Source organism: Streptomyces sp. NPDC044571, from assembly GCF_040647115.1.
Classification (GTDB): Bacteria; Actinomycetota; Actinomycetes; order Streptomycetales; family Streptomycetaceae; genus Streptomyces.
In genome coordinates this window covers 48,302-74,511 of sequence record NZ_JBEZBN010000029.1, presented here as the reverse complement: position 1 = coordinate 74,511, position 26,210 = coordinate 48,302, and the positions used below count along the sequence as shown (strand labels likewise).

The 26,210-nt window shown below is 74.4% G+C and carries 24 protein-coding genes and 7 tRNA genes; 19 read left to right on the top strand and 12 right to left on the bottom strand.

Translation table 11 applies throughout. The annotated features are described in order from the left end of the window. The first annotated feature begins 53 nt into the window (after positions 1-53). From cbiE to AB0B01_RS17755, 4 genes are all read left to right on the top strand, one after another. Complete coding sequence (gene cbiE, locus AB0B01_RS17770) at positions 54-1,259, top strand: precorrin-6y C5,15-methyltransferase (decarboxylating) subunit CbiE (protein ID WP_361719291.1); 1,206 nt, start codon at positions 54-56, stop codon at positions 1,257-1,259. Positions 1,260-1,547: 288 nt separating this feature from the next. Then, on the top strand, positions 1,548-4,652 hold the full coding sequence (gene cobT / locus AB0B01_RS17765) for a nicotinate-nucleotide--dimethylbenzimidazole phosphoribosyltransferase (protein WP_361719289.1): 3,105 nt from the start codon (positions 1,548-1,550) through the stop codon (positions 4,650-4,652). A 317-nt stretch (positions 4,653-4,969) separates the two neighbouring features. Then, the gene (gene cobA, locus AB0B01_RS17760) at positions 4,970-6,196 is read left to right on the top strand and encodes a uroporphyrinogen-III C-methyltransferase (RefSeq protein ID WP_361719286.1); all 1,227 of its coding nucleotides are present in this window, start codon (positions 4,970-4,972) and stop codon (positions 6,194-6,196) included. A 58-nt stretch (positions 6,197-6,254) separates the two neighbouring features. Continuing rightward, on the top strand, positions 6,255-7,079 hold the full coding sequence (locus AB0B01_RS17755; protein WP_361719283.1) for an RNA methyltransferase: 825 nt from the start codon (positions 6,255-6,257) through the stop codon (positions 7,077-7,079). Between the two features lie 4 nt (positions 7,080-7,083). On the opposite strand, the gene AB0B01_RS17750 is transcribed toward AB0B01_RS17755, so the two are convergent. Next, a complete protein-coding gene (locus tag AB0B01_RS17750; RefSeq protein WP_361719280.1) occupies positions 7,084-8,283 on the bottom strand; it encodes a serine/threonine-protein kinase in 1,200 nt (399 codons plus the stop codon). A 544-nt stretch (positions 8,284-8,827) separates the two neighbouring features. On the opposite strand from AB0B01_RS17750, the gene AB0B01_RS17745 reads away from it, so the two are divergent. From AB0B01_RS17745 to AB0B01_RS17735, 3 genes are all read left to right on the top strand, one after another. Then, a complete protein-coding gene (locus AB0B01_RS17745) occupies positions 8,828-9,013 on the top strand; it encodes a hypothetical protein (RefSeq protein WP_037797219.1) in 186 nt (61 codons plus the stop codon). 235 nt (positions 9,014-9,248) lie between these two features. Next, positions 9,249-10,250: an aminoglycoside phosphotransferase family protein gene (locus tag AB0B01_RS17740; RefSeq protein WP_361719278.1), complete on the top strand. Its 1,002-nt coding sequence runs from the start codon at positions 9,249-9,251 to the stop codon at positions 10,248-10,250. 65 nt (positions 10,251-10,315) lie between these two features. Further along, positions 10,316-10,618, top strand: a complete 303-nt coding sequence (locus AB0B01_RS17735; RefSeq protein WP_361719275.1) for a zf-TFIIB domain-containing protein — start codon at positions 10,316-10,318, stop codon at positions 10,616-10,618. Positions 10,619-10,669: 51 nt separating this feature from the next. On the opposite strand, the gene AB0B01_RS17730 is transcribed toward AB0B01_RS17735, so the two are convergent. From AB0B01_RS17730 to AB0B01_RS17710, 5 genes are all read right to left on the bottom strand, one after another. Further along, positions 10,670-10,744 (bottom strand) — tRNA-Val (locus AB0B01_RS17730). 49 nt (positions 10,745-10,793) lie between these two features. After that, positions 10,794-10,865, bottom strand: a tRNA-Val gene (locus tag AB0B01_RS17725). Between the two features lie 18 nt (positions 10,866-10,883). Beyond that, positions 10,884-10,955 (bottom strand) — tRNA-Val (locus AB0B01_RS17720). Between the two features lies 1 nt (position 10,956). Then, positions 10,957-11,030, bottom strand: a tRNA-Cys gene (locus AB0B01_RS17715). 39 nt (positions 11,031-11,069) lie between these two features. Then, positions 11,070-11,142 (bottom strand) — tRNA-Gly (locus tag AB0B01_RS17710). A 181-nt stretch (positions 11,143-11,323) separates the two neighbouring features. Between AB0B01_RS17710 and AB0B01_RS17705 the strand changes: the two genes are divergently transcribed. The 3 genes from AB0B01_RS17705 (at position 11,324) to AB0B01_RS17695 (ending at position 14,107) form a co-directional block, all read left to right on the top strand. Further along, positions 11,324-12,379 (top strand): chorismate-binding protein, encoded by a 1,056-nt coding sequence (locus AB0B01_RS17705; RefSeq protein ID WP_361719272.1) that lies wholly within the window; start codon positions 11,324-11,326, stop codon positions 12,377-12,379. A gap of 16 nt (positions 12,380-12,395) precedes the next feature. Continuing rightward, positions 12,396-13,220, top strand: a complete 825-nt coding sequence (locus AB0B01_RS17700; RefSeq protein ID WP_361719270.1) for an aminodeoxychorismate lyase — start codon at positions 12,396-12,398, stop codon at positions 13,218-13,220. Positions 13,221-13,282: 62 nt separating this feature from the next. After that, on the top strand, positions 13,283-14,107 hold the full coding sequence (locus AB0B01_RS17695) for a GNAT family N-acetyltransferase (protein WP_361719267.1): 825 nt from the start codon (positions 13,283-13,285) through the stop codon (positions 14,105-14,107). A gap of 31 nt (positions 14,108-14,138) precedes the next feature. Here AB0B01_RS17695 and AB0B01_RS17690 read toward each other — a convergent pair whose 3' ends face one another. Next, positions 14,139-14,639 carry a DsbA family protein gene (locus AB0B01_RS17690; protein WP_361719264.1) on the bottom strand — a complete coding sequence of 167 codons (501 nt, stop codon included), beginning with the start codon at positions 14,637-14,639 and terminating at the stop codon, positions 14,139-14,141. 119 nt (positions 14,640-14,758) lie between these two features. On the opposite strand from AB0B01_RS17690, the gene AB0B01_RS17685 reads away from it, so the two are divergent. Then, positions 14,759-15,220 (top strand): hypothetical protein, encoded by a 462-nt coding sequence (locus tag AB0B01_RS17685; RefSeq protein ID WP_361719261.1) that lies wholly within the window; start codon positions 14,759-14,761, stop codon positions 15,218-15,220. A 164-nt stretch (positions 15,221-15,384) separates the two neighbouring features. Further along, positions 15,385-15,564 carry a hypothetical protein gene (locus AB0B01_RS17680; protein WP_361719258.1) on the top strand — a complete coding sequence of 60 codons (180 nt, stop codon included), beginning with the start codon at positions 15,385-15,387 and terminating at the stop codon, positions 15,562-15,564. Here the strand turns inward: AB0B01_RS17680 and AB0B01_RS17675 are convergent. Together AB0B01_RS17675 and AB0B01_RS17670 are read right to left on the bottom strand one after the other, a co-directional pair. Then, positions 15,523-16,137 (bottom strand): CGNR zinc finger domain-containing protein, encoded by a 615-nt coding sequence (locus AB0B01_RS17675; RefSeq protein WP_361719255.1) that lies wholly within the window; start codon positions 16,135-16,137, stop codon positions 15,523-15,525. The genes AB0B01_RS17680 and AB0B01_RS17675 overlap by 42 nt on opposite strands. Positions 16,138-16,364: 227 nt before the next feature. Then, on the bottom strand, positions 16,365-16,778 hold the full coding sequence (locus tag AB0B01_RS17670; RefSeq protein ID WP_030011909.1) for an SsgA family sporulation/cell division regulator: 414 nt from the start codon (positions 16,776-16,778) through the stop codon (positions 16,365-16,367). Between the two features lie 177 nt (positions 16,779-16,955). Here AB0B01_RS17670 and AB0B01_RS17665 point away from each other — a divergent pair, with 177 nt between their 5' ends. Continuing rightward, positions 16,956-17,402 carry a TIGR02611 family protein gene (locus AB0B01_RS17665; protein ID WP_361719252.1) on the top strand — a complete coding sequence of 149 codons (447 nt, stop codon included), beginning with the start codon at positions 16,956-16,958 and terminating at the stop codon, positions 17,400-17,402. Between the two features lie 60 nt (positions 17,403-17,462). Then, positions 17,463-17,534 (top strand) — tRNA-Val (locus AB0B01_RS17660). Between the two features lie 68 nt (positions 17,535-17,602). Here the strand turns inward: AB0B01_RS17660 and AB0B01_RS17655 are convergent. Beyond that, a complete protein-coding gene (locus AB0B01_RS17655; RefSeq protein WP_361719249.1) occupies positions 17,603-19,990 on the bottom strand; it encodes a hypothetical protein in 2,388 nt (795 codons plus the stop codon). Positions 19,991-20,114: 124 nt separating this feature from the next. Here AB0B01_RS17655 and AB0B01_RS17650 point away from each other — a divergent pair, with 124 nt between their 5' ends. Both AB0B01_RS17650 and AB0B01_RS17645 read left to right on the top strand, forming a co-directional pair. Continuing rightward, the gene (locus tag AB0B01_RS17650) at positions 20,115-20,588 is read left to right on the top strand and encodes an SRPBCC family protein (protein WP_361719247.1); all 474 of its coding nucleotides are present in this window, start codon (positions 20,115-20,117) and stop codon (positions 20,586-20,588) included. 39 nt (positions 20,589-20,627) lie between these two features. Beyond that, positions 20,628-20,699 (top strand) — tRNA-Val (locus AB0B01_RS17645). Between the two features lie 98 nt (positions 20,700-20,797). Here the strand turns inward: AB0B01_RS17645 and AB0B01_RS17640 are convergent. Then, a complete protein-coding gene (locus AB0B01_RS17640) occupies positions 20,798-21,523 on the bottom strand; it encodes a 3'-5' exonuclease (protein WP_361719332.1) in 726 nt (241 codons plus the stop codon). A gap of 217 nt (positions 21,524-21,740) precedes the next feature. Here AB0B01_RS17640 and AB0B01_RS17635 point away from each other — a divergent pair, with 217 nt between their 5' ends. Continuing rightward, on the top strand, positions 21,741-22,331 hold the full coding sequence (locus tag AB0B01_RS17635) for a DUF4365 domain-containing protein (RefSeq protein WP_361719244.1): 591 nt from the start codon (positions 21,741-21,743) through the stop codon (positions 22,329-22,331). Beyond that, the gene (locus AB0B01_RS17630; protein WP_361719241.1) at positions 22,331-23,560 is read left to right on the top strand and encodes a hypothetical protein; all 1,230 of its coding nucleotides are present in this window, start codon (positions 22,331-22,333) and stop codon (positions 23,558-23,560) included. Before AB0B01_RS17635 ends, AB0B01_RS17630 begins: the two co-directional genes overlap by 1 nt. Positions 23,561-23,577: 17 nt before the next feature. Here the strand turns inward: AB0B01_RS17630 and AB0B01_RS17625 are convergent, their stop codons facing one another. Continuing rightward, positions 23,578-24,054: a GNAT family N-acetyltransferase gene (locus AB0B01_RS17625; RefSeq protein WP_361719238.1), complete on the bottom strand. Its 477-nt coding sequence runs from the start codon at positions 24,052-24,054 to the stop codon at positions 23,578-23,580. Positions 24,055-24,221: 167 nt separating this feature from the next. Here AB0B01_RS17625 and thrS point away from each other — a divergent pair, with 167 nt between their 5' ends. Then, positions 24,222-26,198 (top strand): threonine--tRNA ligase, encoded by a 1,977-nt coding sequence (gene thrS, locus AB0B01_RS17620; RefSeq protein ID WP_361719235.1) that lies wholly within the window; start codon positions 24,222-24,224, stop codon positions 26,196-26,198. Positions 26,199-26,210 lie beyond the last annotated feature (12 nt).

Sequence of the window (26,210 nt, the reverse complement as noted above, 5' to 3'; positions counted from 1 at the left end):
TCTCACCGTGCCCGCATCCCCGCGCCCGCCCCCACCCCAGGAGACTGACGACGATGGCCGACCGGGTCACGGTGATCGGCTGGGACGGCTCCGCCCTGACCGCGGCCGCCCGGTCCGCGCTCTCCGCAGCCACCCTCGTGGCCGGCGCCGCCCACCACCTCGCACTGCCCGAGGTCCCGCCCGCCGCCGAACGCATCCGCCTCGGCAGCCTCGGCCTGGCCGCCCGCCGCATCGCCGGCCACCGCGGCACCGCCGTCGTCTTCGCCGACGGCGACCCCGGCTTCTTCGGTGTCGTACGCACCCTGCGCGCCCCGGAGCACGGCCTCGAAGTCGAGGTCGTCCCCGCCGTGTCCTCCGTCGCCGCCGCCTTCGCCCGCGCCGGCATGCCCTGGGACGACGCCCAGGTCGTCGTGGCCCACCCGCGCACCCTGCGCCGCGCCGTCAACGTCTGCCGCGCCCACGGCAAGGTCGCCGTCCTCACCTCGCCCGGCGCCGGGCCCGCCGAACTCGCCCTGCTGCTCGGCCCGGTCCACCGCACCTTCGTCATCTGCGAGGAACTGGGCACCGACAAGGAGCAGGTCACCGTCCTCACCTCAGACAAGGTCCCCGACCACAGCTGGCGCGACCCCAACGTGGTCATCGTCATCGGCGGGGCCGGCCAGACCGCCGCCTCCACCGAACCGCCCTGGCTGCTCGGCCAGAACCCGGCCCAGGCCCTCGCCCGCGGCTGGGCCCGGCCCCGGGCCGACACCGGCGAGGGGGAGTCGGCGCAGCTGCGCGCCGCCCAGCTCGCCCGCCTCGGCCCCCGCACCGGGGACCTCGTCTGGGACATCGGCGCGGGCTCCGGAGCCTTCGCCGCCGAGGCCGCCGCCTTCGGCGCCGCCGTCATCGCCGTCGACGCCGACCCGCGCGCCTGCGAACGCGTAACTGCCGCCGCCCGGGAGCGAGGCGTGCAGATCCGGGTCGTCCCCGGCCGGGCGCCCCACGTACTGGAAGACCTGCCCGAACCCGACGTCGTCCGCGTCGGCGGCGGGGGAGCCGAGGTCGTCGCGGCCGTCGCCGACCGCCGCCCCGAACGGATCGTCAGCCACGCCTCCACCCGCGACGAGGCGGAGGCGATCGGCCGCGCGCTCACCGAAGGCGGCTACACCGTCGAGTGCGCGTTGCTCCAGTCCGTCGGCCTGGACACCCGTACGTGGAACGAACAGGAGCGTTCCGTCGTCTTCCTGCTGGCCGCCGAACGCCCCGTGAACCGCTAGGCGGGAGGGCGGGGTAGGCTGGCCGATCGTCGTACTGCCCTGGTCGTACTGTCCTGGTTTGGTCGGGCGTGACGGCGCCAAAAGGCGCTCGACGTGGCGCAGTCCACAGCAGACCATGTCAGTTATGGCCGCCGTGGTCGCTAACGGGCGCGACAATGCTTACTGGTTGTCGCGCGGTGTGTGCGAAGACGGACACGTCGCACGGCAGCCCCGCACGCAACGCCGCCCGACGGCCTCGTGGGCGGCAGGGCGATCGAAGAGGGCAACACCGATGGGCGAGGGGTACGCATGACTGACACCGGCCAGGTACCGGGCGAGGGTCTCCCGGACAATGCGGGCATGGTGGATCAGCAGGGCATTCCCGCTCCGGCCCAGCACCCCGCCGCCGCACCCGCGCCCGTCCCGGGGGGCTACGCCTTCCAGGACCTCGTGGACAACCCGGCCGAGCCGGAGGACGAGGAACTGCTGCTGATGCCGAGCGGCCAGGGCGCATGGAGCGACCCCCAGGTCGTCCCGCCGGCCCCGGCCTTCCCCCTCGAAACCTCTTACGACGCCCCGTACGCGGAGTACCCCGAGGCGCCGGCCGCACCCGCCTACGCGGAGCCCGCCTACCCCGAGCCCTCGCCCGTCGCGCCGTCCTTCCCCGAGCCCTCCTACGCCGACTCCTCGTACAGCACGGGCGCGCACGAGGCCGGCGGCCGTGACTCCGGCGCGCTCGACCTCGGCGGCCTCGCGGTCCCGCCCCCGGCGGCACCCGCCGCCCCCGCGGCCCCCGTTGCCCCGGCCCGCCGCCCGCTGCACATGGGGCCGCCCGTACCCGAGGCCACCGGCGGGGTCGTACGCTCCCTCGCCGACCGCGGTCCGGCCACCGCTCCGGTCGCGCCGCAGCCCGTCGCCGCTGCCGTGAGCACCCCGGTGGCGCCGATCCCGGTCCCGCAGTCGGGGCCGCCGACCACCGGACCCGAGTACCTGGACGTGCCCCGTCCGCAGGCCGCCGCCCCGGTTCCGCAGCCGGCCGAGATCCCGCTGCAGGCGGGTGCCCCGTGGGGGACCGAGCCCGTGGCGGTGGCGGAGGCCGCGCCGCAGCCGGAGCAGCAGCCCGCGCCCCAGCCGCAGCCTGAACCGCAGCCCGAACTCCAGCCGCAGGCGGAGCCGGTCGCGGTGGCCGAGCCCGCGCCGCAGCCGGAGCCCGTGGCGGCCGCGCAGCCCGAGCCCGTGGCGGCCGCGGAGCCCGCGCCGATGCCGGAGCCGGAGCCCGCGCCGGTGCCGGAGCCCGCTGCGGTGGTGGAGGCGGCCGAGCCCGCCGCCCCCGCGCCCGAGCCCGCCGCCCCCGCGCCCGAGCCCGTCGTCGAGGCCGCTCCCGTGGCCGCCCCGGAGCAGGCGGAGCAGGCGCCCGCCGAGCCCGAGCCCGCGCCCCAGCCCGCCGAACCCGTGGTCCAGGCCCCCGAGCCCGTGGCAGAGGAGCCGGTGGCGGCGCAGGACGCCCCGGAGGCCGTGGCCGCCGTGGCGGATGCCGCTCCGGCCCAGCCCGACGCACCCGCCCCCGCGGCCGCCGTGGAGCCGGAGCCGGCTCCGGTGGCGGAAACCGAGCCCGTCGCCGAGCCCGTCGCCGAGGCCGCCCCCGCAGAGCCGGTCGTCGAAGCCGTCGAGCCCTCCGCCGGCGAGCCGGCCCCCGCGTACGACGACGCTGAGCGCGAGGCCGTCCTGCGCGTCATTCGTGAACGCCGCGACATCCGCAACGGCTTCCGCACCGACCCCATCCCGCACGAGGTGCTGCTCCGCGTCCTGGAGGCCGCGCACCACGCGCCCAGCGTGGGCCACTCCCAGCCCTGGGACTTCGTCGTCATCCGCTCGGCCGAGACCCGCCGGACGATGCACGAGCTCGCCCAGCGCCAGCGCGAGGCCTACGCGAAGTCGCTGCCCAAGGGCCGGGCGAAGCAGTTCAAGGAACTCAAGATCGAGGCCATCCTCGACACCCCGGTGAACATCGTCGTCACCGCCGACCCGACCCGCGGCGGCCGCCACACCCTCGGCCGGCACACCCAGCCGCAGATGGCCCCGTACTCCTCGGCCCTCGCCGTCGAGAACCTGTGGCTCGCCGCGCGGGCCGAAGGCCTCGGCGTCGGCTGGGTCAGCTTCTTCGACGAGCGCGAGATGGTCCGCGAGCTGGGCCTGCCCGAGCACCTGGAGGTCGTCGCCTACCTCTGCGTCGGCTACGTCGACGAGTTCCCGGAGGAGCCCGAGCTCGCGCAGGCCGGCTGGTCGCAGCGCCGGCCGCTGGCCTGGGTCGTCCACGAGGAGACGTACGGGCGCCGCGCACTGCCCGGCGAGGAGCCGCACGACCTGCTCTCCGAGACCGTCGCCGGCATCCGCCCGCTCGACGCGAAGGCGCTGGGCGAGGCCTGGGAACGCCAGAAGCGCATGACCAAGCCCGCCGGGGCCCTGGGCATGCTCGAAATCATCTCCGCGCAGCTCAGCGGCCTCTCCCGGGTCTGCCCGCCGCCGATCCCGGAGCCCGCTGCGGTCGCGATCTTCGCGGGTGACCACGGGGTCCACGCCCAGGGGGTCACCCCCTGGCCCCAGGAGGTCACCACCCAGATGGTGGCCAACTTCCTGGGCGGCGGGGCGGTCTGCAACGCCTTCGCGAACCAGGTGGGCGCCGAGGTCTGCGTGATCGACGTGGGCGTCGCCGGGGACCTCCCGGCCACGCCGGGCCTGCTCCCGCGCAAGGTCCGCCCGGGCACGGCGGACCTGTCCACCGGCCCGGCGATGACCCGCGAGGAGGCCGTCGCGGCCATCGAGGTGGGCATCGAGACGGCCCGCGACCTGGTGGCGGCGGGCAACAAGGCGCTGCTCACGGGTGAGATGGGCATCGCGAACACCACGGTGTCCGCGGCGCTGATCTCGGTGTTCACCGGCGTCGACCCGTCGGAGGTCACCGGGCGGGGCACCGGCATCAACGACGAGACGCACGCCCGCAAGGTCGAGGTCGTCCGCCGTGCGCTGGAACTCCACCAGCCGGACCCCGCGGACCCGATCGGTGTCCTCTCGGCCATCGGCGGCCTGGAGCACGCGGCGATCGTCGGCCTCCTCCTGGGCGCGGCCTCCCTGCGCACCCCGGTGATCCTGGACGGCGTGAGCGCCGGCGCGGCCGCCCTGGTGGCCCGGGCGATCGCCCCGGAGGCCCTGTCGGCGTGCATCGCCGGCCACCGCAGCGCCGAGCCCGGGCACGTCGCCGCCCTGAACAAGCTCGGCCTGCGCCCGCTGGTCGACCTGGACCTCCGCCTCGGTGAGGGCACGGGCGCACTGCTGGCCCTTCCGCTGGTGCAGAGCGCTGCCCGCGCGATGCACGAGGTCGCCACGTTCGACTCCGCGGGCGTCACCGAGAAGTAACCCCCGTCCCACCGCTGCACGGAGCCCTGCCCCACCCCGTGAAACCAGGGCTGACCACAGCCCGCGCGGCGTTTGGGCGCACCGGGCGCGGAGCGCCCGGAACGGGGTGCCGGGCGCGGCCCGTGCCCCTGCGGGGGCCCGGGGCGGAGCCCCCGGTTTCCGGAAGGGGCGGGGTGGGGAGACGAGCCCCGCGCAGCGGTGGAACGGCCGGGTCGTATCGTGGACCCGCACACCCGAAACCGCACGTCACACCGGACCAGCCGCTCCAGCGCAGCAGCGGCAACGCAGAACACCGCCGTCTCAGGAGCCGCACCGCCATGGCCGAACACCCCGCGTACCCCGTCGGTCTGCGCCTCACCGGCCGCCGCGTCGTCGTCATCGGCGGCGGCCAGGTCGCCCAGCGCCGCCTGCCCGCCCTCGTCGCCGCCGGCGCGGACGTCGTCCTGATCTCCCCCTCCGCCACCCCGTCCGTGGACGCCATGGCCGAGACGGGCGAGATCCGCTGGGAGCGCCGCCGCTACCAGGACGGGGACCTCGACGGTGCCTGGTACGCCCTCATCGCCACCCGGGACCGCGAGGCCAACGACCGCGCCTCCGCCGAGGCCGAGGGCCGGCGCGTGTGGTGCGTGCGCGCCGACGACGCCGACGCGGCCACCGCCTGGACCCCGGCCACCGGCCGCGTCGAGGGGGTCACCGTCGCCGTCCTGAGCGGCAACGACCCCCGCCGCTCCGCCGCCGTCCGCGACGCCGTCGTCGAGGGACTGCGCGACGGCTCCCTCACCGCCGGCCGCTCCCACACCCCCGGCGTCTCCCTCGTCGGCGGCGGCCCGGGCGACCCGGACCTGATCACCGTCCGCGGCCGCCGCCTCCTCGCCGAGGCCGACGTGGTCATCGCCGACCGGCTCGGTCCCCGCGACCTGCTCGACGAACTGCCGCCGCACGTCGAGGTCATCGACGCGGCGAAGATCCCGTACGGCCGCTACATGGCTCAGGAGGCCATCAACAACGCCCTGATCGAGCACGCCAAGGCGGGCAAGGCAGTGGTCCGGCTCAAGGGCGGCGACCCGTACGTCTTCGGGCGGGGCATGGAGGAGCTCCAGGCGCTCGCCGAGGCGGGGATCCCCTGCACCGTCGTCCCCGGCATCTCCAGCTCCATTTCCGTGCCCGGCGCCGTCGGCATCCCGGTCACCCACCGCGGAGTCGCCCACGAGTTCACCGTGGTCAGCGGCCACGTCGGCCCCGACGACCCGCGCTCGCTGGTGGACTGGGCCTCCCTCGCCAAGCTCACCGGCACCCTGGTGATCCTGATGGGCGTCGACAAGATCGGCCTGATCGCCGAGGCACTGGTCCGGCACGGCCGCGCCGCCGACACCCCCGTGGCGGTCGTCCAGGAGGGCACCACCGCCACCCAGCGCCGGGTGGACGCCACCCTCGCCACCGTCGGCGAGACCGTCCGTGCACAGGAGGTCCGCCCGCCGGCCGTCATCGTCATCGGCGAGGTCGTCCGCGTCGGAACCCCGAACGCCGGAACCCCGAACGTCTGAACCGCCGCCGCCCCGCAGGGCCGTTGGCACCACACCCAGGACAAGGCAGTATCACCCCGTGGCAGATCTCATCACCGTCGAAGACCCCGACGACCCGCGGCTGCACGACTACACGGGCCTGACCGACGTCGAGCTCCGGCGGCGCCGCGAGCCCGCGGAAGGCCTGTTCATCGCCGAGGGCGAGAAGGTCATCAGACGCGCCAAGGACGCCGGGTACGAGATGCGCTCGATGCTGCTCTCCGCCAAATGGGTCGACGTCATGCGCGATGTCATCGACGAACTGCCGGCCCCCGTCTACGCCGTCACCCCGGAGCTCGCCGAACGCGTCACCGGCTACCACGTGCACCGCGGTGCCCTCGCCTCGATGCAGCGCAAGCCGCTGCCCGCCCCCGCCGAGCTCCTCGCGGACGAGGGCGCGGGCCGGCGCATCGCCGTGTTCGAGGGCTTCGTCGACCACGCCAACCTCGGCGCCGCGTTCCGCAGCGCCGCCGCCCTCGGCATCAGCGCGATACTGCTGTCCCCGGACTGCGCCGACCCGCTCTACCGGCGGGCCATCAAGGTCTCGATGGGGTCCGTCTTCTCGGTCCCGTACGCACGGCTGGACGCCTGGCCCGCCGACCTGGAGAAGGTCCGCGAGGCGGGCTACCGGATCCTGGCCATGACGCCGAGCCCGAAGGCCACCCCGCTGGACCAGGTCCCGCCGGAGCGCTTCGAGCGGTCGGCGATCATGCTGGGCTCCGAGGGGCACGGTCTGTCGACGTACGCCCTGCGCGCCGCCGACGAGTGGGTCCGGATCCCGATGGCGGAGGGCATCGACTCCCTGAACGTGGCAGCCGCCTCGGCGGTCGCCTTCTACGCCACCCGCCCACCGCAGCAGCCCTGACGGGTCAGAACTTCTGGGCGGCGGCGATGCCCAGGGCCACGATCAGCGTCACCACGACGAACACGATCAGCCGCTGCCGCATCAGCTTCGGGTCCGGCCGCGACGGGCGCCGTCCCGTCCCCGTGGTCCGGGGCGCCGGGCGGCCCCCCGTACGCCCCGCGGTCGGGCGGGAGGACGGTCCCTGGCCCCCGCCGGGGTTCCGGGAGGACGAGGGCCGCGAGTGGGGGCCGCTGTGCGGGCCCTTGGGCTGTCCCTGAGGCGCGGGAGTGCCGACGGTACGCCGGTCCGTGTGCTGGTCGGCGTACTGCTCGGGGAGCCGCCCGGTGGGCCGTTCGGCCCGTACGCGCGGGGCCGGCGGGCGGCCGTCGGACAGGCCTTGGGCCTCCCGGGCCGCGATCTCCTTGAGCCGCATCGACAGCTGGAGCGTGCTGGGCCGGTCCTCGGGATCCTTGGCCAGGCAGGCCCGTACGAGGGGTGCGAGCGCGTCCGGGACCCCGTGCAGGTGCGGCTCCTCGTGCACCACGCGGTACAGCATGACCTCGGAACTGCCGTGTCCGAAGGGGGAGTCGGCGGTCGCGGCGTACGCCAGGGTGGCGCCGAGGGCGAAGACGTCGGTGGCCGGGGTGACGGCGGCCCCGCGGACCTGCTCGGGGGCGAGGAAGCCGGGGGAGCCGACGGCGGTGCCCACATGGGTGAGGGTGCTCGCGCCGGTGGCCCACGCGATCCCGAAGTCGATGATCCGGGGCCCCTTGGGGGACAGAAGGATGTTCGAGGGCTTCAGGTCGCGGTGGACGACCCCCGCCTCGTGCACGGCGACCAGTCCCTCGGACAGCGCGGCGCCGATCGCGGCGATCTGCGCGGCCGTCAGGGGGCCTTCCTCGGCCACCTTGTCGTGCAGGGAGGGCCCGGGCACGTACTGGGTGGCGAACCACGGCCGTTCCGCCTCCAGGTCCGCGGCCACCAGGCGCGCGGTGCACCCGCCGCGGATCCTCCGGGCGGCGGACACCTCCCGCGCGAAGCGGGAGCGGAACTCCTGGTCCTCGGCCAGATCCGGCCGGATCACCTTGAGCGCGACGCGCTGGCCGCGCCGGTCCGAGCCCAGGTAGACCACGCCCATGCCGCCGGCGCCGAGCCGTCGGTGCAGTCTGAACGAGCCGACGACACGCGGGTCCTCGCGCCGGAGCCGCATCATCGCCATGTCCACCCCGCTGACCCGTCGTCCTGTTGACGTGTCACAGCTTACGGACCATCCGCCACGAGCGCTCAGAGGCCGCGCCCTCGCCGGAGGAATGGATCGTCTGTGCGTCATCGCCCACTTGAGGGTTCCTCAGCCCTCCCGCCCGGTCCCCGGGCGCCGGGTGCCGACGGCCCCAAAGGGCCTCGCCCCCAAGGGGATTGGGGCGGCAGCCGGGGTCGGGGGTCGCCGGCGGGCGCACGCGGGGCGCGGCCGGACGGGGTGATCTTGTTGTGTACCCCGTCGGCGGAGACGCATGCGCGGGGAGTGACGCAAGTGAGCGAAGTCACCACCCTCCGGTCACCCCCTGGGGGAAGACCCCCACAACGGGGGACCGATCTCCACCCAGGGGAGTACACGGGGAGGGAGCCGTCATCCTCCTGGAGGCCTGTCAAGGGGTACGAAGGCAGGACGCCGGGGGGTGCCCGCCCGCCTAGTGTTGAGGACAAGCGGTGGGTGGCGCACTCGTCCCCCGAGGTCACAAGCCCACCGCTGCCGACACAGGGAGAGGGCCATGGCGGACATCGCACGGCAGGGGCGCAAGGCATTCGCGTTCAACGGCCACGAGTCCGGTACGCGCCACCCGCTGGTGGCCGCGGCCATGGTGCTCCCCCTGGCCGCCCTCCTGCTCTTCCTCTTCGGAGGCTTCGACCAGGTGGCGGCACAAGCGTCGTCCGTCGGTGTGATGCTCGGGCGCTGAGCGGCGCCCGAGCCCGGGAGAGCGGCCCGGGCAGACATCGCCTGTCGCACCCCGTGGGGACGGGGGCGCGACGACGGACGGCAGGTGAAGGGTGCTGCCCGTGCGACTGGGGAGTCGCACGGGCAGCACCCTTTTTGATGCCGCGCAGGCGTACGGTCGTGCGGCCCCCGCAGGGCGTACGATCACGCCGGGCCCGCTGCCGGGCCCGGCGCCACCGCCCGACCCCGGGGATCCCATGCCGACGTCCTTGCCCGCGGCCCTCGCAGCCCTCGCGGCCGCCACCCTGCCCGCCGCGCCCGTGCCGCGGCCGTACGAGCTGCTCGCGGACCGCGAGGACGGGACCGTCGTGCGGTGCGGCGCCGCCGTGGCCAAGGCGCACGCCGGGGACAGTGACCGGGAGGGCCTCGCGGTCCGGATGCGGATCGCCGCGGACGAGGCGCTGGCCGGCGTGCTGCTGCCTCCGCTCAGCACCGAGGTCCGCCGCCTCCACGGCCGCCCGGTGACGCTCTGGCCGTACGGCGCCCCCGTGGACCCGGAGCGGCCGGGGGAGGCCCCCTGGGAGGCCGCCGGACGGCTGCTGGCCGCCCTGCACCACGTACCGGTCCACCGCCTGCCGGGTCCCGTGCCCCCGATGCGCGGCCCCGCCAAGGTCGCCCGCGCCCTGCGCCGCCTGGCGCAGGCTCCGCCGCACCCGCAGACCCCGGGCCCGGCCGAGCAGGTGCGCGCCGCGGCCCGCACCCTGCCCGCGTGGGCCCGGGGCGAGGAGCCCGCCCCGCCGGGCGGGACGCTGTGCCACGGGGACCTGCACCTGGGGCAGTTGGTGCGCGGCCCGGTCAAGGAAACCCGGGGCAGGCGGGCCCCGGGCAACGGGGGCCCGGGCGCGGCAGGGGAGTGGCGGCTCATCGACGTCGACGACCTCGGGGTCGGCGCCCCCGCCTGGGACCTGGCCCGCCCCGCGGCCTGGTACGCCGCAGGGCTGCTCGATTCCGGCACCTGGGTCCGCTTCCTCGACGCCTACCGGGCCGCCGGAGGGCCGGCTGCCGGGCCGCCCGGCGCGGACCCGTGGCCGGAACTCGATGTCCCCGCCCGGGCCCTGACCGTACAGACCGCGGCGCTGGCGCTGGCCAAAGCGGCAGAAAAGCACCGCCGACTCGATGACGTGGAACGCCTGATGGTGGAATCCTGTGCCCGAATAGCCACCCTCCCGCCCGACTTGGAGCCGGGGGCTCCGTCGTAGGGTGAGCTTCACGCCACCGGGCATGCATCCGGTGTCGACGCAGACGGCGAGGAGTTGATCCGGTCATGCAGTGTCCGAAGTGTCACGCGATGATGCACACCTACAACCGCAACGGCGTTCAGATCGAGCAGTGCAGCGGCTGTCGCGGCATCTTCCTCGACTACGGCGAGCTGGAGGCGCTGACCCGCCTGGAGTCGCAGTACACGGCGGCCCAGTACGGCCAGGTCCCCCCGCCCGCCGCGCCGCCGGCCCCCTATCCGGCGCCGCACGCCGCCCCGGCGCCCGCCTGGGGTGCCCCGCACCACGGCGGCCACGGTCACCACGGCCACCACCGCGGCGGCTTCGGCCGGATGCTGTTCTCCTCCTGACCCGCAGGACACGCGAAAGCCCCGGCCGTCGAGACGGCCGGGGCTTTCCGGTGGTGCGCGATACTGGGATTGAACCAGTGACCTCTTCCGTGTCAGGGAAGCGCTCTCCCGCTGAGCTAATCGCGCGGGTACGGCTGCGAAGCCGCAGGTGGAACAGGTACTGCAGGATACTGCGTGCGCGATACTGGGATTGAACCAGTGACCTCTTCCGTGTCAGGGAAGCGCTCTCCCGCTGAGCTAATCGCGCGGGGTCCTTGCGGACCAGTGGACGATACTGGGATTGAACCAGTGACCTCTTCCGTGTCAGGGAAGCGCTCTCCCGCTGAGCTAATCGTCCTTGGAGGTGGAGACGGGATTTGAACCCGTGTAGACGGCTTTGCAGGCCGTTGCCTCGCCTCTCGGCCACTCCACCATGGAGCTGCAGGGGTTCTCGGGAAGATCCCCCACTTCGAGCGGACGACGAGACTCGAACTCGCGACATCCACCTTGGCAAGGTGGTGCTCTACCAACTGAGCTACGTCCGCAGGTCACCGGGTTCGCTCCGGGGTTTCGGCCCCTTCGCTCCCTGGCGACGTGTTGAACTCTAGCGGATTACCGGGCCAGCTCAAAAACGCGTTTCCGCAGCGTGCTGCCGCTCGATCACGGCCGGTCACCCGACCGTCACCGCACCGGCGCCGCCGCCCCGCCGGTCATAGACTCGCAGCCGTGCACGACCTGCTTCCCCTGGCCCGCTTCGGCGGCCTCCTCGCGACGGACCTCCGCGACGTCACCAGCGACCCTTCCGCCCTCGACTCCGCCGGCTTCTGGGCGGTGGCAGCCGACTTCGAGGGGCGGCTGGTCTGTGCGCGCTTCGGGGACATACGCCCCGACCCGGTGCCCGCGCCCGTCCCCGGGGCCTGGCGGGGTCCTGCCGTCGACCGGTGGTCCTCCTCGCTCGACCGCGCGGCCTACACGGCCGGCGTACGGCGCATCCGCGAGCACATCGCCGCCGGCGAGGTCTACCAGGCCAACCTCTGCCGGGTGATGTCCGCGCCGCTGCCCGACCCGGCCCGCGCCGACGTCGACGCCCTCACCGCCCTGCTCGCCCGCGGCAACCCGGCCCCCTATGCAGGAACGATTCGCCTGCCGGCCCACGGCGTCGAGATCGCCACCGCCTCCCCCGAGCTCTACCTGCGCCGGGCGGGCCGCCACGTCGAGTCCGGCCCCATCAAGGGCACCGGCCGTACCGCCGCCGACCTCCAGCCCAAGGACCACGCCGAGAACGTGATGATCGTGGACCTGGTCCGCAACGACCTCGGGCGGGTCTGCGCCCCCGGCTCCGTCACCGTCCCCGAGCTGTGCGCCGTGGAGGAGCACCCGGGCCTGGTCCACCTCGTCTCCACCGTCGACGGCGAGCTCGCCGACGGCGCCGGCTGGCCCGAGCTGCTCGCCGCCACCTTCCCGCCCGGCTCCGTCACCGGCGCCCCCAAGTCCTCCGCGCTGCGGATCATCGAAGCCCTGGAGACCGCCCCCCGCGGCCCCTACTGCGGCGGCATCGGCTGGGTCGACGCCGACCGCGGCACCGGCGAGCTCGCCGTCGGCATCCGCACCTTCTGGATCGACCGCCAGGCTCCCGGCGGCCCCCGGCTGCTCTTCGGTACCGGCGCGGGCATCACCTGGGGCTCCGACCCCGAGCGCGAATGGGCGGAGACCGAACTGAAGGCCGCCCGCCTGCTCCAGGTAGCGTCAGGAGCCCATGCGGTGACAGGTGCCCCTGGGTGAGCGGAGGGATCGTACGGTGAGGATCTGGCTCGACGGCGCGCTGCGGGACGCCGACAGCGCACAGGTGTCCGTGTTCGACCACGGGCTGACCGTGGGCGACGGAGTGTTCGAGACGCTGAAGGCGGAGCGGGGCAAGGCCTTCGCGCTCACCCGCCACCTGGAGCGGCTGACCCGCTCGGCCCGCGGGCTCGGGCTGCCCGACCCGGACCACGACGAGGTGCGCCGCGCCTGCGCGGCCGTCCTGGAGGCGAACCCGGTGCCGCTCGGCCGGCTGCGCATCACCTACACCGGCGGCGTCTCCCCGCTCGGCTCCGACCGCGGCGAGGCCGCCCCGACGCTGGTCGTCGCCGTCGGCGAGACCACCCGCCGGCCGGACTCCACCGCCACGATCACCGTCCCCTGGGTGCGCAACGAGCGGTCCGCCGTGACCGGCCTGAAAACCACCTCGTACGCCGAGAACGTGGTCGCGCTGGCCGCCGCCCACCGGGCCGGGGCCTCGGAGGCCCTGTTCGCGAACACCGTCGGGCAGCTCTGCGAGGGCACCGGCTCCAACGTCTTCGTCGTCCTGGACGGGGAACTGCACACCCCGCCCCTCGCGTCCGGCTGCCTCGCCGGCATCACCCGCGCCCTCGTCGTGGAGTGGGCCGGGGCCAAGGAGACGGACCTGCCCTTCGAGGCCCTCCAGCAGGCCGAGGAGGTCTTCCTGACCTCCACCCTGCGCGATGTCCAGGCCGTCCACCGCGTCGACGGGCACACGCCGTCGGCGGCGGTCCCCGGTCCGGTCACCGCCGAGGCGATGCGGATCTTCGACGCCCGCTCCGGCGAGGACCTCGACCCGTAAGACCTCCCGCCCGCCCGTAAACGGCTGTCGTACGGGCCGCGGGGAGGGGTAGAACTCGACTGATGACCACCACCCTGCGGCCGAGCGGGCCGCTTCAGCAGAGCACCGGCGGCGCGCGCTCGCGCCCGTACGAGATCCGGGTCAACAGCAGGCGCGTCGGCGCCCTGGTGGCGGCCTGTGACACGCCCTTCGGGCCGACGGTCGGCGAGATCCGGGACCTGGCCGTCGACGAGCCCGACCGCCGCCGGGGTCGGGCCACGGTGGGAGCCCTCGCCGCCGAGGAGGTCCTGCGGGGCTGGGGGTGCCGCACGGTCCGGGTGTCCGTCCCGGCGGGATCGGCGGGTGGGCTGCGCATGGCCGAGGCGCTCGGCTACGCGGAGCAGGGCCGCAACATGGTCAAGGAGCTCCCGGCGCAGCCGCCGGCTCTGGGCGGCGGAGTCACCGGCCGTCCCATGACGCAGGCCGAGTACACGGCCTGGTTCGCCGAGGCGCTGCGGGGCTACGCCGCCGACTGGACCAGCCGCGGCATGTCCGCCGAGGCCGCCCGCGCCAAGGCCGCGGCCGACCACGAACGCCAACTGCCCCAGGGCCTGGCCACCCCCGGCGTGACCCTCGCCGTGCTGGAGGCGGCGGGCGCACCCGTCGGCCACCTGTGGCTGGCGCCGAACGAGCAGGGCGCGTACGTCTACGACGTGGCCGTCGCGCCGGAGCACCGGGGCAGGGGCCACGGCCGTGCCCTGATGCTGTTCGCCGAGCGCACCGCCGTCGCCGCGGGCCACCGCCTCCTCGGACTCCACGTGTTCAGCGGCAACACGCCGGCCCTGCGGCTCTACGAGTCCCTCGGCTACCGGCCGACCGCCTTCCACTTCGCCAAGGACCTGCTCTAGCGGGCCCGGCTCCGGCGGGCGGTCCCGGCGGTCAGCTCCCCCCGGCGAGCAGCCGGTCGGCGATCTCCTCGATCCGGGCGCGCAGGCCGTCCTGGCTCTTGCCGCCGTCGAGGCGCTGGTCGCCGATCACGTACGTCGGGGTGCCGGTCACGCCGATGGCCTTGCCCTCGGCCTGGTCGGCGTCGACGATCAGGATGTGCCGGCCGTCGATCAGGGCGGTGTCGAACTCCTCCACGTCCAGGCCGAGTTCGCGTGCCACGTCCAGCAGCACGGCCTCGCCGCGCTCGGCCAGCTCCGCGGTGCGGGCCAGTACGGCCTCCGTGTACGGCCAGCCCTGTCCCTGCTCGGCGGCCTCCTCGGCGGCCTGCGCCGCCGCGAAGGCGTGCTTGTGCTTCTCCAGCGGGAAGTGGCGCAGCCGGATGTCCAGCCGGTCGCCGTAGCGGGCCCGCAGGGCGCGCACGTCGTCCAGGGCGCGGTGGCAGTCCGGGCACTGGAGTTCGCACCAGACGTCGAGGATCACGGAATCGGTCATACGGACAGTCTCCCAGCCCCCCGGCCCGGCGACCGCCGCGAGCCCTGCCCCCGGGGCGACCCGGAGATGTCCCGGAGATCGGCCCGGCGCATGGCCCGTACGACGGTGGGCGGTGCACGATGGAGGGGACGGACCGCCCGGACCTGGAGGACAGCATGCTGGCCGAGACCATATGTTCCGCGGTGTCCGCGGCCGGCCTGGGCGTCGCCGCGGTGACCGCCTGCCGCAGGCGCTTCCTGGCGGCCACCCGGATCACGGCGTACGCGCTGGTGCCGGTCGCGCTCGTGCTGACGGGCGTCGTCGCGTGGCTGTCCGACGTCGTCTTCAAGCCGACCGTCTGGATCGGCTTCGGGCTGCTCGGGCTGGCCTGGCTGCTCTTCGCCACCACCCGCGCCGTCGAGCGCCGCGGCCTCGCCAAGGGCGAGAGGGCCGCCGAGCCGGTCAAGGGCCGCCCCGCGCACCAGGCCGTCGCCCCCGGCGCCTCCACGCCGTCACCGGCCGGCCGCACTCCGGCGGCTTCGCAGCCCCCCGCGGACGACTTCTCCGACATCGAGGCGATCCTGAAGAAGCACGGGATCTGAAGCACGGGATCCCGAGCGCGGGATCGCCTGCGCGGGACCCGAAGCACGGAACGCGAGGACGGCGGGCGGATCCGCCGAGGGTCCACGAGAAGGGGTGAACCCCCGCGTGGACAAGGGCGTGTTGGGGCACGTCCGCAGGCGCCCTGCGCCATCATCGGCCCGACATGCTCGACACATCGCAGGGTGAGCCGCCGGTTCCGACGCCGGCACCGGTCCCCGCCCCCGTCGCCGAGGAGCCGCGAGGCTGTCTCTTCGCGCTCTCCCAGCCACCGCTGATGATCTTCCTCGGGGTGATCGGCACCCTACTGCTGCTGGCTGCCGTTCATGACCTGTTCCTGCTCTGACAGGGCCGCCTCCGGTCCCGCGTCGGCCTCCTTGCGACGCGCCCGGTACGCGGCCACGTGCAGCCGGTTCCCGCAGGTCCGGCTGTCGCAGTAGCGCCGCGAGCGGTTGCGCGAGAGGTCCACGAAGGCCCGCCGGCAGTCGGGGGCCTCGCAGCGGCGCAGCCGCTCCTGTTCACCGGAGACCACGATGAACGCGAGCGCCATGCCGCCATCGGCCGCCAGGTGGTCCCCCAGGGAGGCGCCCGGCGCGAAGTAGTGGACGTGCCAGTCGTAGCCGTCGTGGTCGGTCAGCTGCGGGGTGGTACCGGCCGTGGCGACCAGCTCGTTGATCAACTGGGATGCGGCGCGCGCGGTGGGCGCCGCGAAGACCTGGGCGAACTTGCCGCGTACCGTCCGCACCCCGGCGAGGTCGCGGGCGCCGAGCTCGCCGACGTCGCTGATCTCGTACTCGCGGACGAAGGCGCGCAGCGAGCCGATGTCCGCCAGCCCGTCGGGCTGGTCCGCCTCGGCCGCGGTGTTCACCAGCGCGACGACGACGTCGAGCGCGCGACGGGTGTCGTGGGGAATCTGCACGGGGGTCGCTCCCTGGGGCCGGGCCTGCGGCGACGGTTCCATGCCGCCGGTGGGGGCCGACTCTAGCTCCCCGGCCACTGCCGGGACGTGGCCCCGCCCCGAAAACCGCACCGGCGCCGTCCTCGCAGGTGGCTCCCGCGAGAACAGCGCCGCTGCTTGCCGTATGTGGTGGTCCGGCCCACACCGTCGCCCCGAGTCGGACGGTGTCGGGCTGGGGTGGGCCTGGCTCAGCTTTCGGCCAGGATGTGGGAGAGCTCCTTGTCGAGGTCGAAATGCCGGTGCTCGGTCCCGGGGGGAACCGCGGCGTCCGTCCGCTTGAGGAACGATTCGAGTGCTCGTGCGGGTGCTTCGAGCAGCGCTTCTCCCTCCGGTGAGCTCAGGGCGATGCAGACGACGCCCTGACCGTGGCTGCGGGACGGCCAGACGCGGACGTCTCCGGTTCCGGTGGGCCGGTGCAGGCCCTCGGCGAGGAGATCACGGGCGAATACCCATTCGACCGTCTCCTCGGCGCCGGTGTGGAAGGTGGCGTGCACGGCGTAGGGGTCGGCCGTGTCATACCGCAGGCCCGCGGGAACAGGCAGTGAAGACTCGCTCGACACAACGAGGCGCAGGTGCAGCTCGCAGCTGACCGTGGTGTTCATAAGCGCCAGGGCCTTTCGCTCAGTGTGCGCTCGGGGATTCGCACGTCGGCGAAATCGACATGCCACCTACGGTGCCGTTGTAAACCCCTCTGACCGTTTTGCGGACCTCTGGGTCCCTCGGACGGCGGATCCGAACGGCCTTTCACGTGTGCTTCAGGCTCCGGTAGATTCGGCCTCATGAATACGGGGAGTGACCACGGGGCCCACGAGCCCGCAGGCGACCAGAGCACCGAGCACGCCGAGGAACACGAGCTGCACGTGTCGAAGGCGCCCGATTTCATCAAGAGGCGCCGCACCCTGCACCTGAGCTGGCAGGTCGGCGTGTTCGTCGTGGGACTCGCCGTCATCGGCGCCGGTGTGGCCATGCTCGTGCTGCCGGGCCCCGGCTGGGTCGCGATCTTCGCCGGCCTGGCGATCTGGGCCACCGAGTTCGCCTGGGCGCACCTCGTGCTGCGCTGGACCAAGCGCAAGGTCACCGAGGCCGCCAAGAAGGCCCTCGACCCGAAGGTCCGCCGCCGCAACATCATCCTGACCACCGCCGGCCTCGTGATCGCGGGCGCACTGATCGGCTTCTACGTGTGGAAGTACGGCCTCACGATGCCCTGGAACCTCAAGGACCAGTGATGCCCCCCCGAGGGTGGTCCTGGAGCACCGCTGACATGGGGTAATGTTTGCGGTGCGTCCGGGCGATTAGCTCAGTGGGAGAGCACTTCGTTCACACCGAAGGGGTCACTGGTTCGAACCCAGTATCGCCCACCCGGACCAAGGGCCCGGAGACTTCTCGAAGTCTCCGGGCCCTTGGCGTTCCCGCCCCCGCAGGGGCCTCAGCGCAGGCGTCCGAGGGCCGCCCGCAGCCGCCGCGCATCGCGCAGCCGCTTCTCGTACGTGGCCCCCACCAGCAGGAGCAGCAGCCCGGCCAGCGCCGGCGGCAGCCAACGCGGCAGCGCGCCGACCACCTGGACCACGTACGGGGCCAGCTCGTGCACCGCCACCGCGGCCAGGGCCGCGCCTCCGAGCACCAGCGGGGCCTGGAGCCGCCGGTGCGCGCCCGCCAGTGTCACGCCCAGCGCCGCACCGCCGAGCAGCAGCGGCCTCAGCCAGTGCGGATCGCCCCAGAGCGCGGCCAGGCTCGGCAGCAGCGTCGCGGCCAGTCCCGGCCCGTACGCGGTCCACGAAGAGGCCTGCGGATCCCGCCGGCGGCGCAGGTAGCCCACGGCGAGCGCCGGCAAGGTCACCGGCAGGGCGTAAGCCTCCGGTACGGCCACACCGGACGCCGCCAGCCGGATCCAGGCCGCCGCCACTCCCAGCACCCCGGCCGCCCAGCCCAGCGAGCGGCGCTCCTCCCGCACCGCCGCGCCCGCGCAGACCACCCCGGCCAGCGCGCACACCAGCGCCGACAGCGGCCGGGCCGGCCCCGCCGAGCCCGCCAAGAGCAGCGCCCCCAGACCGACCGCCCCCGCAGTGACCTCGGCCGGAACCCGCACGACCCCCAGCCGCGGACCGAGGGCCGCGACCGTCGCCGGGACGACCAGCAGGGGCAGCGCCCACCAGGCCGGCGCGAGCCCCCAGAGCGCGCTCAGCGCCGCCACCGTCGCCCCCGCGTACCCGACGGCCAGCCCCGCCCCGCAGGCCCGCACACGGCCCGCAGCGGCTCCGTACGCCGCCGCTGCCGCGCCGCCCGCGCTCAACAGGCCGAACACCGCCACGGTGGCGGTACGCCCGTCCAGTGCGGCCACCGACACGTCCACGGCCCCGACCAGGGCGCAGACCCCGGCCGCGACCCCGGGCCCGCCCGACACCCGCAGCGCGCCCACACCGGCGGCCGCCGTCACCGCCAGCTGCGCCGCGAGCACCACCGCCACCGGCAGCCCGAGGAACATCGGCGCGGTGAACAGCCCGGCCCAGCCGCACACCACCGCGACCACCGCCGGCTCCCGGTACGGCAGCGCCCGCGCCGCCGCCCAGCCGGCCGCCGCGGCGACCAGCAGGGCCACCGCCGCGGCCGGGCCCGGCCCCCACGGCTGGGGCACCGGCGTGGTCGCCGCCCACACCTCGCGCAACACCTCCGCCCGGGAGGCCAGGCGCAGCGCCGCCGCGGACAGCGCCCAGAGCACGACCAGGGCCGCCACCCCCGCCCCCGCCCGGGTGAGGCCCCGCCGGACCGCCGCCGGCAGCCCGCTCGCGGCTCCCACCGCCGGCAGCGGCAGCGCGAGCAGCAGGAGGGCCACCACCGCCCAGTCCGGAGCCAGCTCCGGCCGCAGCGTCCCGCCGGCCGCCGCCACCGCCGCCAGGCCGCCCGCCAGTGCGGCGCCCGACGCCGAGGGCTCCCGCCAGGCCACCGCGACCCCCAGCACGGCGCAGCCCGCCAGCAGCGTCGCCGGACCCGCCGCCGCGCCCGCCGAGAGCGCCCCGGGCAGGCCCGAAAGGCCGGTCAGCAGCGCCCCCGCCCCGAGCGCCGCGGCCGGCACCCAGGCCAATCGGACCAGCCGGACCAGCCGGACCAGCCGGGACCCGGCGGCCGCGAGCGCGAGGGCCGCGTCCAGCGCCGCCGTCACCAGCAGCGCCCAGCCGAGCCCCACCCCGCCAGCGCCGGAGGCCTCCGCGGCCAGCGGCAGCGGGAGCTGCGCGGCCAGGACCGCCGCCGGCCAGGGCAGGACCAGCTTCGCCGCCGCCCGGCCGTACCCGGCCCACAGCGCAGCCAGCACCGCGGCCGCGCCTGCGGCGTAGGCCGTGCCGTCCGCGTCCGGCACGCCGACCGCGTACACCGCGTACGCGTCCAGCACCGTCAGCAGCAGTCCCACGGCCGCCACCGACTCCGCCGTGGACCGCAGCCCGCGGCGCAGCAGCAGCGCGGGCGCACCAAGCGCCCCCGCGGTCACCAGCGCCAGGACGGCCGAGCGCCCGGCGATCCCCAGCGAGCCCCAGCTGAGCAGCGTGAACGCCAGCGCCGCCACCGCCAGCAGCACCGCGCCCAGGGTCAGCAGCACGTTCTGCGCGCCCGGGGCCGAGGCCTCCTTCGGGCGCGCGGGCGCAGGAGCGGGCGCGGGCCATCCGGCCGGCACCGGCAGCCGCAGCAGCCACTCCCGGCGCGCGAGCAAGTACGAGCGGCGGTGGTCGAGTTGGGCCAGCTCCCGGTCGATGAGCGCCAACTCCTCGGCGGGCGGCAGCGGCATGTCGGGCGGCCGGGGCATGTCGGGTGGTGGAGGTGCCATGCCCGGAGTGTGGCCCCGCTCACGCCCGCGGGGCCATGGGGGTCCGTACTCAGATCCGCCCTGAGTACCCGCGGAAGCGGGGGAGTAGGGCGTACCGGGGGCCGCGGCGGGCCAGACTGGAGGCATGCACCGCTGGAGCCGCTACCGCTTCCGCAGCGTGTGGGACCTCGACGCCCCGCCCGCACGTGTCTACTCCGTACTGGAGCAGGCCGGCCAGTACCCGCGCTGGTGGCCGCAGGTCCGCCGGGCCGAGGCGATCGACGGGCGCAGCAGCGCCCTGTGCATCCGCTCCGTGTTCCCCTACGAGATCCGGATGACCGCCACCCGACTGCTGAGCGATCCCGCGCGGGGCGTCCTGGAGGCGGCCCTGCACGGCGACATCGAGGGCTGGGCGCGGTGGACCGTACGCCCGCGCCGGGGCCCCGGCGGTGAGGGCACGCGGGCGCTGTACGAGCAGGAGGTCGAAGTGCGCCGGCCGCTGCTGCGGACGCTGGCGCTGCCCGTACGGCCCGTCTTCAGGCTCAACCACGCCCTGATGATGCGGGCCGGGCGCAACGCCCTCGCGGCGCATCTGGCGGCCCCGCCGGAAGCGGTTTGAACCAGACCCGGTGCCTCTTGTATTGTTCAGTCCGTTCCCGGGCGATTAGCTCAGCGGGAGAGCACTTCGTTCACACCGAAGGGGTCACTGGTTCGATCCCAGTATCGCCCACCGGGACAGGCCGGTCCGTCATCGACGGACCGGCCTTCCGCATTCCCGGGACCGTTCCCCGGAGACCGTTCCCCGGAGACCGTTCCCCGGGACCGTCCTCACGCCGCCGCCGACACCTCCGGCCGCAGCGGCCAGTGCGGATCCACCGCCTCCGGCGTGCCCTGGCGGGCGAACCACGCCTGCAGGCCGCGCGCCTGCGCCGCATGCCACACCGCCTGCAGGGTGTGCAGTTCGGCCGGGGTCAGCCGCTCCAGGCGGCCCGCGAACCGGCGCCCCACCGCCCGTACGACCTCCAGGGAGGCCAGCGCGTCCACGGCCGCGTCATGCGCGCCCTCCAGCTCTATCCCGTAGTGCGCGCACAGGTCCGTCAGCGTGCGGCGGCCCTTGCGGTACCGGTCCAGGTGCTTGTCGAGCACCCGCGGGTCCAGCACCGTCAAAGGCCGGTTGTCCAGGTACCGGGCCAGGGTCGAGGCCCGGTGGCGCCGCAACTCCCGGTCCAGCAGCGTCAGATCGAAGGGCGCGTTCATCACCACCACCGGCCGCCCCGCCACCTGCTGTTCCCCGAGCGCACGTGCTATCTCCTCCATGACCGGCGCGGGCCACCGCCCGTTGCGCTGCAGGTGGTCGTCGGTCAGACCGTGCACCTCCGTGGCCTCCGGGGGCACGGGGACACCCGGATTGACCAGCCAGCGGGTGGAGCGGACCCGGCCGCCCGCACACTCCTGCACGACGAGAGCGGCGGACACGATCCGGTCCTGCTCCACGTCCACCCCGGTCGTCTCCGTGTCGAATGCGGCCAGCGGTCCCTCGTACCAGCGCGTCATGGCGAACTCCTCGTCCCCGATCGGCAGATGGGCGCGCACCGATCACGCCGCCCTTGCCCGAGTCGGTGATACCCGGCCTGTTTGCGCCGTACGCCGTTTGCGGCCCCTCCGGTACGGAGACAACTTCCCTGGGGGGCCGTGCACATGACCGGTCGTCAACCCCGCCCCCTCCCATCCCCCCTCACACGGCAAGCCCGGAAGGCAAGGGGAGCCGGCCATGGCGCTCGCGCAGCCCGAACCGGGCGGGGTGCTGCAGGGGCGGATCGATCCGCGGAGCGATCCGCGGAGCGGACTGCTGCGCGGCACACTCGCCACCACCGCCTGCATGGAGACCCTCCAGGTGGGCTACCTCCACGCCGTCGCGGCCGCGGCCGGCTGCTCGCTCTCCCAGCCCTTCCCGGACAACGGGATCGACTGGCAGGTCAGCCATGGCGCGCCCGAACACGTCGTCGACGACGAGGTCACCATCAAGGTGCAGTTGAAGGCGACCTACCAGGTCGCGCCGCGACCGCCGGGGCCCACCTTCGCCTTCACCCTCGACAACGAGCACCTGGTGAAGCTGGCCCGCACCCCGGTCGCCGTCCACAAGATCCTCGTCGTGATGCTCGTCCCGCGCGAGCGCGACCAGTGGCTGTCCGCCGGGCACGACCGGCTCGACCTGCGGCACTGCTGCTACTGGACCAACCTCGCCGGACACCCCGTGACCGGCCGGCGCCGGACCACCGTACGGATCCCCACCACGCGGATCTTCGACGACCGTGCGCTGTGCGAGATCATGACCCGGGTCGGGTCGGGAGGGACACCCTGATGCACTGGCACGCACCGCACCTCGAACCGCTGTCGTCCCCTTCGGAGTACGCGGACTTCGCGGAGTCGGGGACGCCCGACCCCCTGCACGTCGACCCGGCCGTACTGGGCGCGCTGCTGCACCGGCACGGCTGGCAGCGCCGGGGCGGGGCAGCCGGCCGCTACGGGCGCTGGACACCGCCCGGCCGCCCGGGCACGAGCCTCCTCGTCCCCGAGAGCCGGACCTTCCCCGACTGCACCGACCTGCTGGAGGAGGCCCTCACCGCGCTGTCGCACAGCGGGCTGCCCTCGGCGCGGGAGGTGCTCTACGGACTGAGCGTGCCCAGCGACGAGATCCGCTGGGAGCGGCAGATCCCGCAGGGCCCCGAAGGGCTGTACGGGCCCCGGGGCGAGGCCGCCTGGACGGTGCAGGAGCAGCTGCGCTCGGCCGCCCGGCAGCTCCTGCTGGCCGGAGCCCTCGCCGACCGGGCACGGGCCGGCTACTACGGGGCACGGCACCGCGCCCAGGCCGAGCGGAGCCTGGACGGGGTCCTGGTGGGCCCGGCCCCCGGCGGCCGCCGGCTCACCGCGTACGTCCCGGTGGACGGGGGGCGGGGGACCGTGACGCGGCTGCACCACGCCCTGCACGCGGCGCGCGAAGCCGTGGACTACCGGCGCGCCACCGGCGGCATGGAGGCCTTCGACGCCGCTGTGGGGGCGGGGGTCAGCCGGGAGCTCGCCGATGCGTTGATCTCGCTGGTGCGCGGCTCGGAGGGAGCCCGGATCGCGCTCGCCTGGGCGCCCGCCGCCGGGGTTCCGGCGGGGTGCGCGGCCCGGCCGGAGCCGGTGGAGTTCTCCCCCGGGGACCTGCCGGTGCTCCGGGAGGCGGCGGCCCGCTACACCCGCGACGAGCCGGCGGTCCCGGTGCGGGTGGCGGGAGCGGTGGTCCGCATGCGCAGGTCCGCGCCGGGGGGCGGCGGGACCGTACGGCTGCGGGTGCTGGCGGGCGCGGAGGTCCCCTACGTACGGGCGGTGCTCGACGAGGAGGCGTACCGGGTGGCGGGCCACGCCCACCTGGTGGGCCTGCCGATCCGGATCAGCGGCCGGCTGCAGCGCCGCGGCGGCTTCCGGCGGCTGACGGAAGCCGCCGATGTCACGCCCGTCCCCCTCGACGAGGTGGAACGCGACCGCCTCATGAAGTCCCTGGACGAGTCCCTCGACCCCAGGGACGTCCTGCCGTCCGACGACTAGAGGGCCCCTGCTCGTCCTCAGTCCTCCGCGGCGCGCGTGAACGAGGCCATCACCAGGCCGGGGGCGGGGGAGAAGTCCTCGCCGCGGGTGAAGCCGAGGCGTTCGTACAAGGTGACCGCCGGGGTGTTCGCCGCGCCCGTCGTGACGGTGATCCGGCGGCCTGGCAGGGCTTCGGTCAGCAGGTGGCGCAGCAGGAGCGAGGCGACGCCCCGGCGGAACCAGGCCGGGTCCACGCACAGCCGGTCCAGGCACACGCTGCCGCCCGGCTCGTCCTCCCAGGCGAGGAAGCCGGCGAGCTCCCCGCCCGCCGCGACGGCCCCCCGCCAGTGCAGCGGCCGCCTCCGCAGCTCCGCGAGGCTCTCGCGCAGGGCCGGGATGCCGTCGAAGCCGATCAGCTGCGCCTCCACCGCGTACGCGGCCCGGCCGATCCGGTGCACCGCGGTGGCGGTCGCGTCGTCGGCGAGGTCCAGCGGGCGGACGGGCAGGCTCGACATACGGGGAGGTCCCTTCGGGCAGCGGGCGAAGAGCCCACCGTACCGGCGGGCGATAACCGTTTAGCGGCGCAGCCACTCGGCTCGGTACGATTCAGGCGCGCAGCGTTCGCTCGCGCATTCCTCCCTCGGCTCACGCCGGGAGGTGCCCCCAGAGTCAGGAGAGACCGGTGTCAGACGTCCGTGTGATCATCCAACGCGATTCCGAGCGGGACGAGCGCGTGGTGGCCACGGGCACTACGGCGGCCGAGCTCTTCGCCGGCGAGCGCACCGTCGTCGCCGCGCGGGTGGCGGGCGAGCTCAAGGACCTCGCCTACGCCGTGCAGGACGGCGAGACCGTCGAGCCGGTGGAGATCTCCTCCGAGGACGGCCTGAACATCCTGCGCCACTCGACCGCGCACGTCATGGCGCAGGCCGTGCAGGAGCTGTTCCCCGAGGCCAAGCTGGGCATCGGCCCGCCGGTCCGGGACGGCTTCTACTACGACTTCGACGTCGCCAAGCCCTTCACCCCCGATGACCTCAAGGCCATCGAGAAGAAGATGCAGGAGATCCAGAAGCGCGGCCAGCGCTTCTCGCGCCGCGTCGTCACCGACGAGGCCGCCCGCGAGGAGCTCGCGGACGAGCCGTACAAGCTGGAGCTCATCGGCATCAAGGGCTCCGCCTCCACCGACGACGGGGCGAACGTCGAGGTGGGCGGCGGTGAGCTGACCATCTACGACAACCTCGACGCGAAGACCGGCGAGCTGTGCTGGAAGGACCTCTGCCGCGGCCCCCACCTGCCCACCACCCGCACCATCCCGGCCTTCAAGCTGATGCGCAACGCCGCCGCCTACTGGCGCGGCAGCGAGAAGAACCCGATGCTCCAGCGCATCTACGGCACCGCGTGGCCCTCGAAGGAGGAGCTGAAGGCGCACCTCGACTTCCTCGCCGAGGCCGAGAAGCGCGACCACCGCAAGCTCGGCAACGAGCTGGACCTCTTCTCCATCCCGGACGAGATCGGCTCCGGCCTCGCCGTCTTCCACCCGCGCGGCGGCATCATCCGCCGGACCATGGAGGACTACTCGCGCCGCCGGCACGAGGAGGAGGGCTACGAGTTCGTCTACTCCCCGCACGCCACCAAGGGCACCCTCTTCGAGAAGAGCGGCCACCTGGACTGGTACGCGGAGGGCATGTACCCCCCCATGCAGCTCGACGGTGGTACCGACTACTACCTCAAGCCCATGAACTGCCCGATGCACAACCTGATCTTCGACGCGCGCGGCCGCTCCTACCGCGAACTGCCGCTGCGCCTGTTCGAGTTCGGCACCGTGTACCGGTACGAGAAGTCGGGCGTGGTGCACGGCCTGACCCGGGCCCGGGGCTTCACCCAGGACGACGCGCACATCTACTGCACCCGTGAGCAGATGGCCGAGGAGCTCGACCGCACCCTCACCTTCGTGCTGAACCTGCTGCGCGACTACGGTCTGACCGACTTCTACCTGGAGCTGTCCACCAAGGACCCGGAGAAGTTCGTCGGCTCGGACGAGGTCTGGGAGGAGGCCACCGCGGTCCTCCAGCAGGTGGCCGAGAAGCAGGGCCTCCCGCTGACCCCCGACCCGGGCGGTGCGGCGTTCTACGGCCCGAAGATCTCGGTGCAGGCGCGCGACGCCATCGGCCGCACCTGGCAGATGTCGACCGTCCAGCTGGACTTCAACCTGCCGGAGCGGTTCAACCTGGAGTACACCGCGCCCGACGGCTCGCGCCAGCGCCCGGTCATGATCCACCGTGCGCTGTTCGGCTCCATCGAGCGGTTCTTCGCGGTGTTGCTGGAGCACTACGCGGGCGCCATGCCGCCGTGGCTGGCCCCGGTCCAGGCGGTCGGCATCCCGATCGGCGACGGCCACGTGGAGTACCTGCAGGAGTTCGCCGCCGAGGCGAAGAAGAAGGGCCTGCGGGTCGAGGTGGACGCCTCCTCCGACCGCATGCAGAAGAAGATCAGGAACCACCAGAAGCTCAAGGTGCCGTTCATGATCATCGTCGGTGACGAGGACATGGCCGCGGGCACCGTCTCCTTCCGCTACCGCGACGGTTCGCAGGAGAACGGCATCCCCAAGGACGAGGCGCTGGCCAAGCTGGCCAAGGTCGTCGAGGACCGCGTCCAGGTCTGACGTCGGGCGCGT

Excerpts from the sequence above, each read along its gene's own strand:
- AB0B01_RS17630 (WP_361719241.1), top strand. The coding sequence starts at position 22,331 with ATGCACTGGCACGCACCGCACCTCGAACCGCTGTCGTCCCCTTCGGAG.
- cobT (WP_361719289.1), top strand. The coding sequence starts at position 1,548 with ATGACTGACACCGGCCAGGTACCGGGCGAGGGTCTCCCGGACAATGCG.
- AB0B01_RS17650 (WP_361719247.1), top strand. The coding sequence starts at position 20,115 with ATGCACCGCTGGAGCCGCTACCGCTTCCGCAGCGTGTGGGACCTCGAC.
- cobA (WP_361719286.1), top strand. The coding sequence starts at position 4,970 with ATGGCCGAACACCCCGCGTACCCCGTCGGTCTGCGCCTCACCGGCCGC.
- AB0B01_RS17635 (WP_361719244.1), top strand. The coding sequence starts at position 21,741 with ATGGCGCTCGCGCAGCCCGAACCGGGCGGGGTGCTGCAGGGGCGGATC.
- AB0B01_RS17695 (WP_361719267.1), top strand. The coding sequence starts at position 13,283 with ATGACCACCACCCTGCGGCCGAGCGGGCCGCTTCAGCAGAGCACCGGC.
- AB0B01_RS17670 (WP_030011909.1), bottom strand. The coding sequence starts at position 16,778 with ATGAACACCACGGTCAGCTGCGAGCTGCACCTGCGCCTCGTTGTGTCG.
- AB0B01_RS17625 (WP_361719238.1), bottom strand. The coding sequence starts at position 24,054 with ATGTCGAGCCTGCCCGTCCGCCCGCTGGACCTCGCCGACGACGCGACC.
- AB0B01_RS17680 (WP_361719258.1), top strand. The coding sequence starts at position 15,385 with ATGCTCGACACATCGCAGGGTGAGCCGCCGGTTCCGACGCCGGCACCG.
- cbiE (WP_361719291.1), top strand. The coding sequence starts at position 54 with ATGGCCGACCGGGTCACGGTGATCGGCTGGGACGGCTCCGCCCTGACC.
- AB0B01_RS17745 (WP_037797219.1), top strand. The coding sequence starts at position 8,828 with ATGGCGGACATCGCACGGCAGGGGCGCAAGGCATTCGCGTTCAACGGC.
- AB0B01_RS17735 (WP_361719275.1), top strand. The coding sequence starts at position 10,316 with ATGCAGTGTCCGAAGTGTCACGCGATGATGCACACCTACAACCGCAAC.
- AB0B01_RS17740 (WP_361719278.1), top strand. The coding sequence starts at position 9,249 with ATGCCGACGTCCTTGCCCGCGGCCCTCGCAGCCCTCGCGGCCGCCACC.
- AB0B01_RS17665 (WP_361719252.1), top strand. The coding sequence starts at position 16,956 with ATGAATACGGGGAGTGACCACGGGGCCCACGAGCCCGCAGGCGACCAG.
- AB0B01_RS17690 (WP_361719264.1), bottom strand. The coding sequence starts at position 14,639 with ATGACCGATTCCGTGATCCTCGACGTCTGGTGCGAACTCCAGTGCCCG.
- AB0B01_RS17640 (WP_361719332.1), bottom strand. The coding sequence starts at position 21,523 with ATGACGCGCTGGTACGAGGGACCGCTGGCCGCATTCGACACGGAGACG.
- AB0B01_RS17655 (WP_361719249.1), bottom strand. The coding sequence starts at position 19,990 with ATGGCACCTCCACCACCCGACATGCCCCGGCCGCCCGACATGCCGCTG.
- AB0B01_RS17685 (WP_361719261.1), top strand. The coding sequence starts at position 14,759 with ATGGAGGGGACGGACCGCCCGGACCTGGAGGACAGCATGCTGGCCGAG.